Raw genomic sequence first — 16,259 nt, 5'->3', positions numbered from 1 at the left:
CGGGGCCGTCGAGCCCGTGCTGCGGGGGGTGGACCTCACCGTGGAGGAGGGTGAACTGGCCCTGGTGGTCGGGCACACGGGGGTGGGCAAGTCCACCCTGCTGGGCGCGGTGAACGGGCTGGTGCCGCACTTCACCGGCGGCACGCTGTACGGGCGGGTGACGGTGGACGGCCGGGACACCGCGGACCATCCGCCGCGCGAACTGGCCGATGTGGTGGGGGTGGTGGGGCAGGACCCGCTGGACGGTTTCGTCACCGACACCGTCGAGGAGGAACTGGCATACGCCATGGAGCAGTTGGCGGTGGCACCCACGGTGATGCGCAAGCGGGTGGAGGAGACGCTGGATCTGCTGGGTCTGGCGGATCTGCGCCACCGGGCGCTGTACGAGCTGTCCGGGGGGCAGCAGCAGCGGGTGGCGATCGGCTCGGTGCTCACCGCGCATCCCCGGGTGCTGGTGCTGGACGAGCCGACGTCGGCGCTGGACCCGACGGCGGCCGAGGAGGTGCTGTCGGCGGTGACCCGGCTGGTGCACGACCTGGGGGTGACCGTGCTGCTGGCCGAGCACCGGTTGGAGCGGGTGGTGCAGTACGCGGACCGGGTGGTGCATCTGCCCGGCGACGGCCGGGTGGTGTCCGGGCCGCCCGCCGAGGTGTTCCGCACCTCCGGCATCGCCCCGCCGGTGGTGGAGCTGGGCCGCAGGGCGGGCTGGGACCCGCTGCCGCTGTCGATCCGGGACGCCCGCCGGTCGGCGGTCCCGCTGCGGGCCAGGCTGCGCGACGCGTCGCCGCCGCCGGTCCGGCCGCCCGTCGAACCGGCGGCCCGCAGGCTGCTCGAGGCGCGCGGGGTGTCGGTGTCCTACCAGGGGACGCCCGCGGTGCGGGAGGTGGACCTGGAGCTGCGGGCCGGTGAGGTGACCGCGCTGATGGGGCGCAACGGCTCGGGCAAGTCCTCGCTGCTGTGGGCGTTGCAGGGCTCGGGGCCTCGCCGGGCGGGCCGGGTGCGGGTGGCGGCGGCAGGCAGCGGGGAGGCGGCCGATCCGCGCGAGCTGCCGGCGGCCGGGGCGCGCAGGCTGGTGGGCCTGGTGCCGCAGACCCCGACGGACCTGCTGTACCTGGAGTCGGTCAAGGAGGAGCTGGCGCAGGCGGACGCGGACGCCGCCGTGCCGGGCGGCGAGGCCGCGGGGCCGTCCGCCCGGGAGATCCTGGACAGGCTGGCGCCGGGCATCGACGGGGCGGCCCATCCGCGGGACCTGTCCGAGGGTCAGAAGCTGGCGCTCGTGCTGGCCGTGCAGTTGTCCGCGGCGCCCGGGGTGCTGCTGCTGGACGAGCCGACCCGGGGCCTGGACTACACGGCCAAGGCGCAGTTGGCCGGCATCGTGGACGCGCTGGCGGCCGAGGGCCGCGCGGTGGTGGTGTCCACGCATGACGTGGAGTTCGCCGCGCGGGCGGCGGACCGGGTGGTGGTGATGGCGGAGAGCGAGGTGGTCGCGGACGGCCCGACCGCCGAGGTGATCACCGCGTCGCCGGTGTTCGCGCCGCAGGTGGCGAAGGTCCTCGCCCCGCTGCCGTACCTCACCGCCGGGCAGGTGGCCGCCGTGCTGGACGGCCTCGGTCCGGACGCGGCGAGCGTCGGGGCCGGCGGATGAGCGGCGGTGGCAGGGGGGCGGCGGCGGTGCGGATCACCCCGCGCGCCGGGGTGGTGATCGCGCTGGCCTCGTTCCTGGGGCTGGTGGCGTTCTTCTGGCCGTTCGTGGTCGCGCCGGGGAAGTTCGGCTCGAACTACGCGCCGCCGCTGATCTTCGGGGTGCTGCTGGTGCTGGTGCTGTGCGTGGTGGTCTCGGAGATCGCCGAGGGCGGCATCAGCTCCAAGGCGCTGGCCATGCTGGGAGTGCTGTCGGCGGTGAACGCGGCGCTGCGGCCGCTGGGCGCGGGCACGGCGGGCATCGAGACGGTGTTCTTCGTGCTGGTGCTGGCCGGGCGGGTGTACGGGCCGGGGTTCGGCTTCACACTGGGCTGCACCTCGCTGTTCGCGTCCGCGCTGATCACCGGCGGGGTGGGGCCGTGGATGCCGTACCAGATGTTCGGCTGCGCGTTCGTGGGGATGCTGGCCGGGCTGCTGCCGCGGGCGAGCGGGCGGCGCGAGGTGCTGCTGCTGGCGGTGTACGGCTCGCTGTCCGGCTATCTCTTCGGCTTCCTGCTCAACCTGTCGTTCTGGCCGTTCTCGGTGGACCCGGGCAGTTCGATCGCCTATCTGCCGGGGCTGCCGTTCACCGAGCAGTGGCAGCGCTATCTGGCCTTCGACGTGGCGACTTCGCTGGGTTGGGACACCGGGCGGGCGGTGACCAACTTCGTCTGCGTGCTGCTGGCCGGGCCCGCGGTGCTGACGGTGTTCCGCCGCGCGGCCCGCAAGGCCCGCTTCCAGGCGCCGGTGCGGTTCGGCCCCTCCCAGCCGCCCGCACCGGAGCCTCCGAAGGAAGGGGTCAGACCGCGGTGACGCGGGGCGGCGCCCTGGAGGTGCGGTCGGTCGTGGACGCCGCTCAGGCCGTCGCGTGACCGTCGGCGGCCTGGCGGACCAGGTCGTCGACCCGGGCGCGCAGGGCGGTGAACTCCGGTTCGGTGCGCAGTCCTTCGGTGTCGGCGCGGTCCCGGAAGGGCACGTGGACCTCGGCGGCCACCCGGCCGGGGGCCGGGGCCAGCACGAGGACGCGGTGCCCGAGCAGGACCGCCTCCTCGGCCGAGTGGGTGACGAACAGCACGGTGGTGCGGGTGTCGGCGGCCAGGGCCCGCACCTCGTCCTGGAGATGTTCGCGGGTGAGGGCGTCCAGCGCGGAGAACGGCTCGTCCATGAGCAGGATCTGCGGCTCGGCGGCCAGGGCGCGGGCGATGGCGACCCGCTGCTGCTGGCCGCCGGACAGCTCCCAGCTCCGCCGGCCGCCGAGCCCGGCCAGGCCGACCCGCTCCAGCAGGGCGTCGGCCCGGGCGGCCCGCTCGGAGCGCGGCACGCCGTGGCGGGCGAGCGCGTAGGCCACGTTGCCGCGGGCGGTGCGCCAGGGGAAGAGGCGGGGCTGCTGGAAGACGACGCCGGTGCGACGGCGTACCTCCACGCTGCCGGCGGTGGCGATCTCGAAGCCGGCCACGGTGCGCAGCAACGTGGTCTTGCCGCACCCGGAAGCGCCGACCAGCACGGTGAACTCCCCGGCGGGGACGGTGAGGTCGACCCCGTCCACGGCGGTCACCGGCCCGTACTCCACCCGCACGCCGCGCAGCTCGATGTCGGGCGGTGCGACGTCCGGCAGCTTGGCGTCCGGTGGTTCCGCGCCGGGCCGCCGGTTCTCACTTCGTGCCACGGGCCAGCTCCTCGACGGCCAGCGCCCGCTGGAAGACGGACAGTTCGGGTACGGCGTCCACGGCCTGCTGGGTCTTGAGGAAGGCCGCGGCGTCGCGCAGGTTGCCGGCGAGCGCGCCGGGCTTGCCGGGGGCGCCGAGGTACTCGGGGCCGGCCTGTTCCTCGGCGGTGAGCAGCACGAGCTGGCCGAGCTGCCGCTTGGCCTCGGCCGGGGGCAGGTTCAGCTCCGCGCCGATGGACTTCGCCGCCTTGTCCGGGTCGGTCCTGGTCTGGCGTACGGCGGAGTCCTGGGCCTTCACCCAGGCGTCCACGATCTCCGGGTGCCGGTCCGCGAAGGCGTCGGTGACGACGCCGAGGTCGGCGGTGGGCTTGCCGTCGGCGGCGACCTGCCGGCTGGTGACCAGCGGGCGCCCGTCCTCGAGGAGTTCGGTCAGCGACGGCGTCCAGACGTAGGCGGCGTCGATGTCGCCGCGCTGCCAGGCGGCGAGCGCGTCCTGCGGCTGGAGGTCGAGCAGGGTGAGCGAGGAGGGGTCCACGCCGGCCTCGTCCAGGGCGGCGAGCAGCGAGTAGTGGGCGGTGGAGCCGAACGGGGCGGCGACCTTGCGGCCTTTGAGCCGGGCGAGCGAGGTGATCTCCTTGCGGGCGACGAGGGCTTCGTTGTCGCCGATGACGTCGTGGATCCAGAGCACCTTGTAGGGGATGTCCAGCGGGGCGGACAGGCCCTTGGTGACGGGGCTGGAGCCGGCCAGGCCCAGGTCGACGGCGCCCGCGATGACGGCGGTGTTGACGTCGGCGCCGGAGTCGAACCTCGTCCAGGTGATCTCGGCGTCGGGCAGGGCCTTCTCCAGCAGTCGCTGGTTCTTCACCACCAGGTCGGCGTTGGGGATGGCCTGGTAGGCGATGCGCACCCGGGTCTTGCCGGTGCCGGAGCCGTCCGCGCCTACGGGTCCGCCGGCGCAGGCCGTGGCGGCCAGGGCGAGGGCGGCCAGGGCGGCGGCGAGCCGGAGGGTGCGGGGACGTGCGGGCATGGCGGTACTCCTGTGGGTGGCGGTACGGGAAGGGGGCGGGGATCAGGCGCGGCCGCGCCAGGGCACGGCGGCGCGCTCCAAGGCGCGCAGGGCGCTGTCGATCAGCACGCCGGACAGGCCGATGGCGAGGATGCCGACGACGACCACGTCGGTCTGGTTGTAGCGCTGGGCTTCGCGGATCATGCCGCCGATGCCGGGGACGCCGTTGACGGTCTCGGCGGCGACCACCGAGGTGTAGGCGATGCCGGTGGCGATCCGCACGCCGGTCATGATCTCGGGCAGGGCGGACGGCAGGCGCACCGCGAGCAGCAGGTTCGCCGGGGTCGCGCCGAGCGCCCGGGCGGCCTCAAGGAGTTGGGCGGGCACGGTGCGCACGGCGGCGGCGGTGGCCGCGGCGACGGGCGGGCAGGCGGCGATGACCAGCAGCCAGATCTTGGGCGACTCGTCGATGCCGAACCAGATGACCAGCAGGGAGAGGTAGGCGAGCGGCGGCAGGGTGCGCAGGAAGGAGACGGCCGGTTCCAGGATGACGGCGAGCGGCCGGACGGTGCCGATGAGCAGGCCGAGCGGTACGCCGGCCAGGACGGCGTACCCGGTGCCAATGCCGATCCGGCGCAGGCTGGCGCCCAGGTGCTCGGTCAGCAGGTGTCCGCTCTGGCCGCGTACGCCGTCGTGCACGGTGGAGGTGCGCAACACCGCCTCCCACACGTCGCCGGGCGAGGGCACCAGCACCCGGGGCCACAGCTCGGCCCAGACGGCGCCCTGCCAGGCGAGCAGCAGCACGGCGAGCGCCAGGACCCGCAGCCCGGCGCGGCGCAGGCCGGGAGCCGCCCGCCGCCGGGTGCGCGGTGCGCCGGTCGCGGCGGACGCGGGGGCGGTGGCCGTTCGCGGGGTGGGGGTGGCGGTGGCGCTCACGCGGCGGTCTTCCGCGCGGCCAGGGCGCGCAGCCGGGGCGCCACCTCCTCGCCGACCCGCAGGGCCTCCTCCAGGTGCGGGTAGCCGGAGAGCAAGAACTCCCCGACGCCCAGGGCCCGGTACTCCTCCAGCTTCCGGGCGACCTCGTCGTGCGAGCCGACCAGGGCGGTGCCGGCGCCCTCGCGGACCAAGCCGATGCCGGCCCAGAGGTTGGGGGCGACGGTGAGCCGGGCGGCGTCGGTGGAGCCGCCGTGCAGGGCGGTCATCCGGGCCTGGCCGGTGGAGTCCATCCGGGCGAACCGCTCCTGGCTGGCGCGGACCGCCTCGGGGTCGATGCCAGCCAGGATGCGGTCGGCCTCGGCCCAGGCCTCCTCGGCGGTGTCCCGGCTGATGACGTGCAGCCGCAGCCCGTAGCGCAGGTGCGGGGCGCGGGCGCGCAGCCGTGCGATGCGCTCGGCGATCCTCGCCGGGGGTTCGCCCCAGAAGAGCTGGACGTCGGCGCGGCGGGCGGCGACGTCCTCGGCGGCCGGGGAGGCGCCGCCGAAGTACAGCGGGACGGGCAGGTCGGCGGCGGGGCGGTGCAGGGCGGCGTCCTCGATGCGCAGGTGGGGGCCGTGGTGGTCGACGCGCTTGCCGTCGAGCAGGTCGCGGACCACGGCCATCACCTCGTCGGTGCGGGCGTAGCGCTCGTCGTGGTCGAGCCGGTCGCCGTAGGCGCGCTGTTCGGCCGGGTCTCCGCCGGTGACCACATCGAGGGCGAGCCTGCGTCCGACCAACTGACGGAAGGTGTCCGCCTGTTGCGCAAGCAGGGTGGGGCTGGCCAGCCCGGCGCGGAAGGCGACGAGGAAACCGATCCGCTCGGTGCGGGCGGCCAGCGCGGAGGTGAGGACCCAGGGGTCGACGCAGCCGAGTCCCACGGGTGTCAGCAGCGAGTGGAATCCGGCGAGTTCGGCGGCGCGGGCGACCTGCCCGAGGTAGTCCAGGCTCGGCGCGCGGCGGGTGGCGGCGTGGGTGCGGGCCTGGGCGGCGGTGACGCCGCCGGGGTCGCGGCCGTCCCCGCCGGTGGGCAGGAACCAGTGGAGCGGGGGCGGTTGTGCGGGCATGGGTGACCTCGGGAAGGGTGCGAGCGGGCCGCCGGGCCCCCGGGCGTGCGGCGGCACGCGGCGGCGCGCCCGCACGGGGCGGCACGGCCGGCGGCAGCCTGAAGCGGGCCGGGGACGGCGGTGGTCCGAAGAAGAAGAGGTGTGCGGGCGGCGGGCGTTCACGCCGGGGGCCCGCCCGTCAGAAGCGGCTCAGAGCGCTCGGGCGGCCCGACACAGCATCGTCGCCACGCGGAGCAGGTCCACGTGGCGGCGGGAGACGAGGGCGGGGGCCATGAGCGCATCCTGTCGGGAACACCCTGGGCGGGACAACCGTCATCCGGATGGTGGACGCCGCCGTCTCACCGGCCGGTACGGCGGAACGGACGCGGGCACCCGCCGCCACCTGCGACGGGGGGCGGCCGGCCGGTGGCCGGAGGCGTCGGCGCAGCCTGTGAGGTGAGGTCACAGGACCAACGCCTGTCTGGCTGGGCCGGTGGGGGCCCGCCGACGATGGGCCGGCCGGGCGGCCCTGATCCGTCGCCGGAGCCGTCTGCCACGCTCCGCCCGGCGGTGTCCGCTCCCCCGGGGCGGACGGCGGCCTCCGGCTCGACGCTCGACAAGGTGGTGATCCGCGTGAGCGGCATCTCCGAGGCCCCCGCCGACAAGGACGGCGGCCCGGCGGACGATCCGGCCGGGACCCGGCAGGGATGGGACCGGCTGCGCTATGCGGGAGTGTTCGCGCTGCTCTTCCTGTTCGGCACCGAGACCTTCCTGGTCTCTCCGCTGCTGCAGACCATCTCCGATGACATCGGGGTGAGCGAGGCGGCCGCGGCGTCCAGTGTCACCGCGTACGTCATGGCGTACGCGGTGGCCGCGCCGTTCCTCGGACTGGTCAGCGACCGGTTCGGCCGGCGCCGGGCGCTGCTGGCGGGCACCGTGCTGTTCCTGGTGTCCAACGCGGCGGCCGCGCTCTCCGGCGGGCTGGCGCTGCTGGTGGTGTCCCGAGCGGTGGCGGGCCTGGCGGCCGCGGCGGCCGGTCCGGCGATCTGGGCGCACATCGCGGAGACCGCGCCGGACCGGGTGCGCGGCCGGGCGCTGGGCCTGGGCATGGCGCTGTTCTCGCTGGGCCAGGTGATCGGCGTGCCGCTGGGCGCGCTGCTGGCCGGGGCGGCGGGCTGGCGCTCGGCGTTCTGGGCGCTGGCAGCGGGCACCCTGGCGGCCGTGCCGCTGCTGCTGCGGCAGGTGGCGCCCACCCCGGCGGCCGCGGGCGGCTTCGGCGGCGCGGGAGCGGTGAAGGGCGTGGTGGCCGCCTGGGGCGTGCCGTCGCTGCGCAACGCCCTGCTGGTCAACACGGCCTTCCACGCGGCGAATCTGGGCGCGTACACCTTCCTGGGCGCGCTGCTGGTGGCCCGCTTCGAGCTGTCGGTGGAGGCGCTGGGACTGGTGGGCGTGCTGGTGGGCGCGGGCAGTGTGGCGGGTTCGCTGCTGGGCGGCCGGCTCGGCGACCGGGCCCGCGAGGCCGGGCGGGGCGATCTGCCGCTGCTCGGCGTGTGGGGTGTGCTGCTGGCGGCCGGGGTGGCGCTGGCGGCGGCCGGACCGGGGCTGGTCCTGGCGCTGGCCGGGGTGGTCGTCTGGTTCGTCGCCAGCGGCGGCTTCGTGACCGACCAGCAGACGCTGGCCGGCACCGCGGCCCCGGAGCTGCGGGCCACCTCCAGTGCCTGGCTGACGTCCACGATGTACGCGGGCACCGGCGTCGGCGCGTGGGCGGTGGGCGCGTTCTCGGGGGTGGCGGCCGGGACGCTCGCGGTCGGCGTGAGCCTGGCCGTCGTGGCGGCGCTGGGCGGTCTGGCCCTCAGCGCGGGCGTACGCCGCCGCACCCCGCCGGCCGAGGCCGGCCCGGCGGTGGGCTGACCCCGTGGCCCCGCCCGGCGATCCGTGCCGCGGTTCGGGGCCGGGCCTCGGTCCGGGCCAGGCCCCCGTTCCTGGCCGGACCCCCGGTCCGGGCCAGGCCACGGTTCCGGCTCGGCCCTTCGGCGACCGGCCGCCGGGGTCCGGCTCCGTCGCAAAGTGGCCCGGGTTCGGTAGCGGTCGAGGTCCGGGCGCCGGCACCGGGGCCGGAGTCCCGTTCCGGTCGTGGGCCGTCGCCACGCCGCAGGGCGGGCGCAGGGTCGTCAGCCCACCGGCACGGCTCGCGGGGCCCCTTCGGCGAGGCGGGTCATCGCCGTGCGGTCGGACGCGCCGGCCGGGGTGAACAGCAGCACCAGCGCGGTGGGGTCGTCCACCGGGTGGAAGGAGGACAGCGCGAGCGAGATGCGCTGTCCTTCGTCCGGTTCCACGGTGACGGTACGGGCCGTGAGTTCGGCCACCGAGTGGCAGCCCCACCAGTGGCTCAGCTCCGGCACGTCCTCGCCGAGGTGGCGGTAGACCTCGCTGGTGCGCGGGTCGGCGAGCGCCGGCCCGGCCTGGGCGCGGAAGTGCTGGAAGACGTTCATCGCCAGCGGTTCCCAGTCGTGCAGCACCCGGCGCAGCCGGGGGTCGGCGGCCATCAGCCACATCAGGTTGCGCCGCTCGGCGGGCACCGTGTCCGGGTCGCCCCACAGCGCGGTCCAGGGGGCGTTCCAGGCGAGCAGGTCGAAGTGGCGGTCCACCAGCACGGCGGGACTGGCCGGCCAGGAGTCCAGCACCGGGCGGACCGCGGCGGCCAGTGCCGTGCGGCGGCCGTCGCCGCCGGCCGGGCTCTCGTGGTAGCCGGCCAGCCGCAGCGCGTGCCGCAGCCCGGCGGCGTCCAGCCTCAGGGCGCGGGCGACCGCTTCCAGGACCTGCCGGGAGGCCGTGACCCGGCCCTGCTCCAGCCAGGTGTACCAGGCCAGGCCCACCCCGGACAGCGAGGCGACCTCCTCGCGCCGCAGTCCGGGGGTGCGCCGGCGGGCGGTGGGCACCAGGCCGACGTCGGCGGGTTTGAGCAGTTCGCGATGGGCGCGCAGGAAGGCGCCGAGTTCGGCGCCGGCGGTCGGAGGGGGCATCGGTTTCGGCTCCTCGGTGCGCGGTGGGCGGGGCCCGGGCCGCGGGGCGGCGGCCGTACCCGGAGGCACGGCCGCCGTGCCTCTCTTCAGCGTAGGCATCAGAGTAGGCGGCCGGAGGGGTCGGCGGGGCCCAGCTCCCAGAGCCGGACCGGCATGGAGCTGACGTGGCCGCGCTGCTCCTGGCGGCGGACGGCGGACTCGCCGACGGCCCGGTAGAAGTCGGTGCGGCGGGCGGGTTCGACCAGGCGGCCGTAGTAGTCGCCGAAGGTGGCGGCGTGGAAGTGGGTGTAGCGCTCGGCGGAGTCGACGGTGACGACGGCGTCCCGCTCGTGCGTCCCGACCACGGTGAAGTGCCGCTCCAGCAGGCGCCGGAGGTCGTCGGCGGTGCGGGTGCGGGTGCCGATGGGCAGCACCGCGCCGGCCCGGAAGAGGCCGGGCACGCCGGCGGACCGCACTCCGAGCGAGGCGAGCGCGTCGCGGACGATCTCGTCCTCGCCGCCGAAGCCGTCCTCGTCACGGTCCGGGTGGTAGGTCGTCAGCAGGAACCGCCCGCGCGGCGCGAGGTGTTCGGCGACCCAGGCGAGGATCCGCTCCTCGTCGGGGTGGAGCCAGTGCAGTACGGAGGTCATGGTGACCGCGTCCGCGCGCAGCGGCAGCAGCGGGGGCCGCAGCAGGTCGGCGGGGTGCAGGGCGACCCGGTCGCCATGGCGGGCGAGGCGCTGGCGGGCCTCGGCGATGCGGTGCGGGGAGCGCTCCAAACCGACGGCTCGGGTGAGGGTGGGGAAGCGGTCGAGGGCGGTGTCCAGGAGCTGGCCGATACCGCTGCCGAGGTCGACCAGGGCGGCCGGGGCGTCGGGGATCCGGTCCAGCACCCAGTCTCGGTCGTGCTCCTGGCGCAGACGGCTGGCGTCGGCGTATCCGGCGAGCTGCCGGGCCTGGGTCTGGACGTCGTGGGCGGCTGTCATCGTCATGCCTCCTTACTCGGCGGCGCCGTCGGCGAGGCGGGTGATCCTCGCGCGGGCCTCGCTGTTGTCGTAGCGCTTGTAGAGGTTGATGCGGTTGCGGGTGAGGTCACCGCGGTGGACCTGCTCGTAGAGGTCCTGGCGCTGGCCGAAGCCGTCGCCGGTCAGCTCCCAGGCGAGCCGGAACAGCCGCGACTTGTAGGGGGCGTCCACACCGCGGCCGCGCATCCAGCGGTCCAGGTGGGGCCGCAGGCGCGGATGGTCGAGGTCCTTGGCGGTGGGCTGCATCAGCAGTCCGGAGGCGCCGATGCGGCGGACGATGTCGACCGCGCTGCCGGCCACCTCGGCGGACCAGACGCGGGCGGCGGCGGTGTCGCCGGGGGCGAGCAGTCCGCTGTCGGTGCGCCGGGCCCGGGCCTCGGCGGCGTCCAGGAAGTACTCGGCCAGCTCGGCGTAGCCGGCCAGGCGGCCCAGGTCCTCCTGGACGCCCCGGAAGCCGTCGACGCCGATGGACTCGGCGACCAGGGTGGCGGTGGCCAGCAGGGTGCGCAGCCGCTCACGGAAGCGGATGTGCCCGACGTAGGCGCTCCAGGCGTTGATCCGGGCCAGGCCCTCGCGGGCCAGGTCGCCGTCGCGCAGCAGGAACACCCGGTCCCAGGGCACCACGACGTCGTCGAAGAAGAGCATGGCGTCCTGCTCGTCGAAGCGCGCGCCCAGCGGGTGCCCGTGGCCCCAGGGTTCCGCGCCGAGCGGTTCGCGGCACAGGGTGATCAGCCCGGGGGTGTTCAGCGGCAGCGCGAACCAGACGACGAACTGCTCGCCGCGCCGCTGGGTGAAGGACGCGGAGAGGTAGACCAGCACCTCGTGGGCGAGCGGGGCGAGGGTGGTGAGCTGCTTGGCCCCGCGCACCACGATGCCTCGGTCGTCCTCGGAGAGCACCCGCAGGGCCAGGTCGGGGTCGTCCACCGGGTCGGCGGAGCGGTCGATCTGGGGGTCGCCGAGGGCGTGCGAGAGCACCAGGTCGTGCTCGGCGACATGCCGGTACCAGGCGTCGGCGTTGGCCCCGAACTCGGGCCGTCCGGTGGCCAACCGGTGCCGGAAGTCGTGCACGCCCAGTGCGATGGAGGCCATGAAGGCGGGCGAGCGGCCGTGCTGGCCGAGGGACTGGGCGTGCCAGAACTCGGCGCTGCGGCGCTGGAGCGCCAGCTCCTCCGGGGTGCGGGTGGGCTGGTAGGCGCGGGCTATGCGGTGGCCGGTCGCCGGGTCCTTGTAGGTGAGCAGGTCGTGGTGGTCGGGGTCGTGCTGGAGGTCGAGCTGGCGGGCCAGTTCGTCGACGGCCGGGGCGAAGGCCCGGTGGCGGGCGGGGTCGGTGACCCGCTCGCCGTGCAGGTAGAGCTCTCGGCCGTCGTCCAGCGAGGCGCGGTAGCGGTCACCGGTGAGCAGGGTCATGCGCGGGCTCCCGAAGCGGATGAGAGGGGACGGAGGCGGATGCGGGGTCGGATGGCGGCGGGGCGGCGGGGTGCAGGAGGCGGTAGCGGCCGGCGTGGTAGAGCAGCGGTTCGCCGCCGTCGCCGCCGGCCGCGGCGACCTGGCCGACCAGCAGCACGTGGTCGCCGCCGCCGAGGGCGGCGTCGAGCACGCAGTCGAACCAGCCGAGGCAGTCGGTGAGGACGGGGGCCCCGGTGGCGATCGGGGTGAGCGGCACGCCGGGAAAGCGGCCGAGGGCGCGGCCGGCGCCCCGGGCGGCGAACCGCCGGGCCAGCGGCTCCTGTGGCCCGGCGAGCACGCCGACCGCGTACCGCCCGGTGCGGCGGACCGCGGCGGCGAGCGGGCTGCGCCGGTCCACGGCGACGCTGACCAGCGGCGGGTCCAGGGAGAGGGTGCACAGCGAGGAGACCGTCTTGGCGAACACCTCCTCGCCGTCGGCGGCGGTCAGCAGGGCGACGCCGGTGCTCCAGGCCCGTGCGGTACGCCGGAAGGCGTCCGCGTCGAGGGGAGACGTGGTCTCCGGAGCCGGCAGGGCGCTCGTCTCCGGAGCCGGTAGGGCGCTCACCGGAGCCTCACCCGGTAGGCGCGCAGCCACTCGTCGAGCTGGACCAGGTGGTCCAGGCCGCCGACCGGGTTGGGGGCGGTACGCGGGCTGGGCAGCGGCCGGCCCTCGTCCAGCGCCCGGCGTACCGCGTCCCGGTCGACCAGCTCGAAGACGGGTGCGGCCCGGTCGGCGAGGAGGGTGCGGGCGCGTTCGGTGAGGACCTCGGTGTAGCGGACGGCCGGGGTGGAGGGGTAGCCGCTCTTGGGCCGGTCGGTGACCTGGGGCGGCAGCAGGTCGCGCACCGCGTCGCGCAGCAGCCCCTTGGGCCGGCCGCCGGGGGCCTTCAGCGACCAGGGCACGTTCCACAGGTAGGAGACCAGTCGCGGGTCGCAGAACGGCACGCGCACCTCCAGGCCGACGGACATGCTGACCCGGTCGACCCGGTCCAGCAGCGGCGGCAGCCAGCGGGTCAGCGCCAGGTGGAACACCTCGCGGATCCTCCGCTCACGGCCCTCCTCGCCGTCCAGCCTGGGCGTCTCGGCGAGCGCGGCGGCGTAGGCGTCGGCGGCGTACTCCTCGGGGCGCACGCGGGCGGCGACGTCCGGGCGCAGCAGCGCGGCGGGGGTGGTGCGGCCGTGCAGCCAGGGGAAGACGGGCGCGGCCAGCGCCACCGGGTCGTGGAAGTAGGGGTAGCCGCCGAAGAGTTCGTCGGCGGCCTCGCCGGACAGGGCGACGGTGGAGCGCCGGCGCACCTCGCGGAAGAGCAGGTGCAGGGAGGCGTCCATCTCGCCCCAGCCGGGCCGGTCGCGGGCGCGCAGCACGGCGTCGCGGGCCGGCAGCAGGTCGTCGTCGGGGACCAGGACGCTGGTGTGCAGGGTGCCGATGTGGTCGGCGGCGGCCCGGGCGAACGGCGCGTCGTGGGCGGTGCGCCAGTCGTCGGGGGCCCGCTGGGAGCTGCCGGGGAAGTCCACCGAGTAGGTGGTGATCTTCTCGCCGCCGGTGCGCCGGCGGGCCTGGGCGGCGAGCGCGGCGACCGCGCTGGAGTCGACGCCGCCGGAGAGCAGGCTGCACAGCGGCACGTCACTGGCCAACTGGCGTTCCACCGCGTCGGCGAGCAGGGCGCGCACGGTCTGGCGGGTGGTGTGCTCGTCGTCGGCGTGCGGGCGGGAGGTCAGCGACCAGTGGCGTTCCTCGCGGACGCCGGCCCGGCTGACGCGCAGCAGGCGTCCGGGACGGACCTCGTGCAGTCCGCGCAGCACGCCGTGCCCGGGGGTGGGGGCGGCGGGCAGCGCGAACAGCTCGGCGATCCCGTCGGCGTCCAGTTCGGCGGTGAACAGCGGGTTGGCGAGCAGCGCCTTGGGCTCGGAGCCGAACAGCAGGCCGCCGCTGTAGGCGTGCCAGTACAGCGGCTTGATGCCCAGGTGGTCGCGGACCAGGGTGAGTTCGCCGTGCCGCTCGTCCCAGAGCGCGTAGGCGAAGATGCCGTTGAAGCGGCGGGGCGCCTCGCTGCCCCACTCCAGATGGGCCCGGAGCACCACTTCGGTGTCCGAGCGGGTGCGGAACCGGTGTCCGCGGGCGGCGAGTTCGGCGCGCAGTTCCCGGTGGTTGTACAGCTCGCCGTTGTACGCGAGGACGGCCGCGGTCCGCTCCGCGCCGGGCGGTGCGCCGGTGAGCGGCTGGGCGCCGCCGTCGACGTCGATGACGGCGAGCCGGCGGTGGCCGAGGGCGGCCCGGCGGGAGAGCCAGACGCCGTCGGCGTCCGGGCCGCGGCAGGCCAGCACGGCGGTCATCTCCCGTACCGCGGGCTCCTCTCGGCGCAGGTCGCGGTTCCAGTCGAGCCAGCCGGTGATGCCGCACATCTCAAGCCTCCTCAGGGGTGTCGGCGCCGGGGGCGGCGGCCTCCCAGCGGCAGCCGTGTCCGGTGGGTCCGGCGATCAGCCGGTGCGCCGGGGTGAAACCCTTGGCGCGGATGTTGGCGGACAGCGCCTCGGTGCAGTAGGTGCAGGGGGACGCCAGGGTGAGGCGGACGCCGCCGCGGCGGGCCTGCTCGCGGTAGTCCCAGATGGCGCAGTGGGTGATGGTGAGCGCTGCCCGGTCGGCGGCGGGCCCGGGGTCGTCGTCGAACTCGTACTCCGAGCCGTACAGTTCGGCCTGCCGGGCGATGCGGTGCACCGGGTCGGCGGCGCCGCGGCCGTGGTCGGGCTCGACCTCGCGGTGCACCTCGGCGTTGGAGCGGGCCCAGTCGGCCAGCACCGGTTCGCCGTAGCGGCGTACCAGGAAGCGCTCCATCAGGGCCTGGCCGCGGAAGAAGATCCGCTGCCAGGGAGCGGGGTCGGCGGTGTCGCCGGGCAGGTCGGCGAAGATCTCGGCCTGGAGGGCGAACCACTCGGTCAGGCTGACCTCGTCGCCCCGGGACACCAGGAAGCGGGTGAGTCCGGCCTCCGCCTCGTGCAGCCGCTGCCGCCACAGGGCGGATCGCTCGGCCGGCGGCATGGCGCGGTACGGGGACCGCGCCGGCGTGCCGTCCTGGCCGCCCTCGCCCGGCCCGGCGTCCTCGCCGCGGGCGGCGGGCGGCGCGAGCAGGGCGGTGCGCGGCGGCCCGGCAAGGGGCCGCTGGGAGGGGTCGTGCCCGTCGCTCATGGAAGCTCCTCGGGGCTCTGCTCCGCGGGGGTGGTGGGATGGCCCTCACGCTAGGGATGGGGTGTACGGGCCTGGAACCTCCGTTCGGCGACACCCGGGGCGACGAACAGCGCCGCGCCATGCTCCGAAGGTCGCCCGCGCGGGTGCCCGGGCACGCCGAAGGGCGGGCCCCCGGGACGGGGGCCCGCCCTTGGAAAGGCGCGGCGGCTAGCCGGCCAGGCCGTGCCGGTGGGCGTAGAGCGCGGCGCGCAGCCGGTCGGGCTGGCCGGTCTTGCGCATGGCCTGGGTGAGGTGCTTCTTCACGGTGGCCTCGGCCAGGGCGAGTTCGCGGCCGATCTCCGCGTTGCTGAGGCCTCGGCCCAACTGGGCGAGGACCTGGCGTTCGCGGACGGTGAGTCCGGCCTGCTGGGGCGGCCGTTCGGCGGCCTCCCGGTCGAGGCCGGCGGCGGGCAGGCGGGCGGGCGGAGGCGCGGGCAGGAAGACGGTGCCGCCGGCGGCGGCGAGGGCGACCGCCCCGGCGATCTGGTCCTCGTCCAAGTCGAGCGGGAAGCAGCCGCCGGCACCGGCCAGCAGCATCCGGGCCGCCTCGGCGGTGGACTCGGCGCGGCGCAGCAGCAGCACCCGGGCGGTGGGGGCGGCCCCCGGGGAGCGCAGCCTGGCCGCGGCCGCCAGGTCCGTGCCCAGGTCGCCGGCGGTGCCCAGCAGGACGACGTCGGGCCGCACCCGGCGTACCGCGGCGAGTGCGGCGTCCGGGTCGGTGGCGCTGCCGACCACGGCGAAGTCGGGCACGGCGGCGAGCAGCGCGCGCAGTCCCGCGCCGGCGACCCGCTGGCGGAGCACCAGGAAGACCCGTACCGGGTCGGCGGCGGGTGCGGCGGCGGCGCGGCAGACCGGGTGGCCGCAGGAGCAGGCGGCGGGGGCCGGCGCGGGCACGGCGGACGCCGGCGGCTCGCGCAGCAGATGGTGGCCGGCGACCAGGTCGAGCGGGTTGTCGATCTCGGCGTGCAGGGCGCGGACGGTGGCGGGGGCCGTGGTCCGCCGGATGAGGGGCGGACCGGCCGGGGGTCTCGCCCGGTCGGTGTCATGGCTGGGCAGGCCGGTCAGCGCTCCCATGGGGCGCCTCCGGCCGTGCGGAGGGTGCGGCGGATGTACGGCATCGGGCGTGTCCCCTCGGAAGGAAGGCGGGCCGCCGCCGCGCACGGGGCGGGGCGGCCGTCGGTGGAGGCTGAGGG

At 76.1% G+C, this 16,259-nt stretch carries 14 protein-coding genes; 3 read left to right on the top strand and 11 right to left on the bottom strand.

What is annotated here, in order from left to right; genetic code table 11:
- Both C6N75_RS06835 and C6N75_RS06830 read left to right on the top strand, forming a co-directional pair.
- Window positions 1–1,645: ABC transporter ATP-binding protein (locus C6N75_RS06835; protein WP_105867947.1), on the top strand; the 1,645-nt coding region annotated here is incomplete at its 5' end.
- Complete coding sequence (locus tag C6N75_RS06830; protein ID WP_105867945.1) at window positions 1,642–2,493, top strand: ECF transporter S component; 852 nt, start codon at window positions 1,642–1,644, stop codon at window positions 2,491–2,493. The genes C6N75_RS06835 and C6N75_RS06830, both read left to right, overlap by 4 nt.
- A gap of 43 nt (window positions 2,494–2,536) precedes the next feature.
- On the opposite strand, the gene C6N75_RS06825 is transcribed toward C6N75_RS06830, so the two are convergent.
- Genes C6N75_RS06825 through C6N75_RS06810 form a run of 4 tightly spaced genes read right to left on the bottom strand, consistent with a single transcriptional unit; the run spans window position 2,537 to window position 6,391 of the window.
- Window positions 2,537–3,295, bottom strand: a complete 759-nt coding sequence (locus C6N75_RS06825; RefSeq protein ID WP_105867946.1) for an ABC transporter ATP-binding protein — start codon at window positions 3,293–3,295, stop codon at window positions 2,537–2,539.
- Window positions 3,296–3,332: 37 nt separating this feature from the next.
- Window positions 3,333–4,373 (bottom strand): taurine ABC transporter substrate-binding protein, encoded by a 1,041-nt coding sequence (locus C6N75_RS06820; RefSeq protein ID WP_105867944.1) that lies wholly within the window; start codon window positions 4,371–4,373, stop codon window positions 3,333–3,335.
- 42 nt (window positions 4,374–4,415) lie between these two features.
- Complete coding sequence (locus C6N75_RS06815) at window positions 4,416–5,288, bottom strand: ABC transporter permease (RefSeq protein WP_105867943.1); 873 nt, start codon at window positions 5,286–5,288, stop codon at window positions 4,416–4,418.
- Window positions 5,285–6,391 (bottom strand): LLM class flavin-dependent oxidoreductase, encoded by a 1,107-nt coding sequence (locus C6N75_RS06810; protein ID WP_105867942.1) that lies wholly within the window; start codon window positions 6,389–6,391, stop codon window positions 5,285–5,287. The genes C6N75_RS06815 and C6N75_RS06810 overlap by 4 nt, the downstream gene beginning before the upstream one ends.
- A 612-nt stretch (window positions 6,392–7,003) precedes the next feature.
- On the opposite strand from C6N75_RS06810, the gene C6N75_RS06805 reads away from it, so the two are divergent.
- Window positions 7,004–8,281, top strand: a complete 1,278-nt coding sequence (locus C6N75_RS06805; RefSeq protein WP_219852851.1) for an MFS transporter — start codon at window positions 7,004–7,006, stop codon at window positions 8,279–8,281.
- Window positions 8,282–8,541: 260 nt separating this feature from the next.
- Here the strand turns inward: C6N75_RS06805 and C6N75_RS06800 are convergent, their stop codons facing one another.
- From C6N75_RS06800 to C6N75_RS06770, 7 genes are all read right to left on the bottom strand, one after another.
- On the bottom strand, window positions 8,542–9,393 hold the full coding sequence (locus C6N75_RS06800; RefSeq protein ID WP_105867940.1) for a helix-turn-helix domain-containing protein: 852 nt from the start codon (window positions 9,391–9,393) through the stop codon (window positions 8,542–8,544).
- Window positions 9,394–9,491: 98 nt separating this feature from the next.
- A complete protein-coding gene (locus C6N75_RS06795; RefSeq protein ID WP_105867939.1) occupies window positions 9,492–10,364 on the bottom strand; it encodes a class I SAM-dependent methyltransferase in 873 nt (290 codons plus the stop codon).
- Between the two features lie 6 nt (window positions 10,365–10,370).
- Complete coding sequence (locus C6N75_RS06790; protein ID WP_105867938.1) at window positions 10,371–11,804, bottom strand: 4-hydroxyphenylacetate 3-hydroxylase family protein; 1,434 nt, start codon at window positions 11,802–11,804, stop codon at window positions 10,371–10,373.
- The gene (locus C6N75_RS06785; RefSeq protein ID WP_181160373.1) at window positions 11,785–12,408 is read right to left on the bottom strand and encodes a flavin reductase family protein; all 624 of its coding nucleotides are present in this window, start codon (window positions 12,406–12,408) and stop codon (window positions 11,785–11,787) included. Before C6N75_RS06785 ends, C6N75_RS06790 begins: the two co-directional genes overlap by 20 nt.
- Window positions 12,405–14,246 carry an asparagine synthase (glutamine-hydrolyzing) gene (gene asnB, locus C6N75_RS06780; RefSeq protein WP_105867936.1) on the bottom strand — a complete coding sequence of 614 codons (1,842 nt, stop codon included), beginning with the start codon at window positions 14,244–14,246 and terminating at the stop codon, window positions 12,405–12,407. The genes C6N75_RS06785 and asnB overlap by 4 nt, the downstream gene beginning before the upstream one ends.
- A 1-nt stretch (window position 14,247) precedes the next feature.
- Window positions 14,248–15,027 (bottom strand): hypothetical protein, encoded by a 780-nt coding sequence (locus C6N75_RS06775; RefSeq protein ID WP_105867935.1) that lies wholly within the window; start codon window positions 15,025–15,027, stop codon window positions 14,248–14,250.
- 207 nt (window positions 15,028–15,234) lie between these two features.
- On the bottom strand, window positions 15,235–16,140 hold the full coding sequence (locus tag C6N75_RS06770; protein WP_105867934.1) for a response regulator transcription factor: 906 nt from the start codon (window positions 16,138–16,140) through the stop codon (window positions 15,235–15,237).
- Between the last annotated feature and the right edge of the window lie 119 nt (window positions 16,141–16,259).

Origin of the sequence: Streptomyces solincola, assembly GCF_002982015.1 — a bacterium.
GTDB classification, from domain to species: Bacteria; Actinomycetota; Actinomycetes; order Streptomycetales; family Streptomycetaceae; genus Streptomyces; species Streptomyces solincola.
This window is presented reverse-complemented; position numbering and strand designations above follow the sequence as displayed.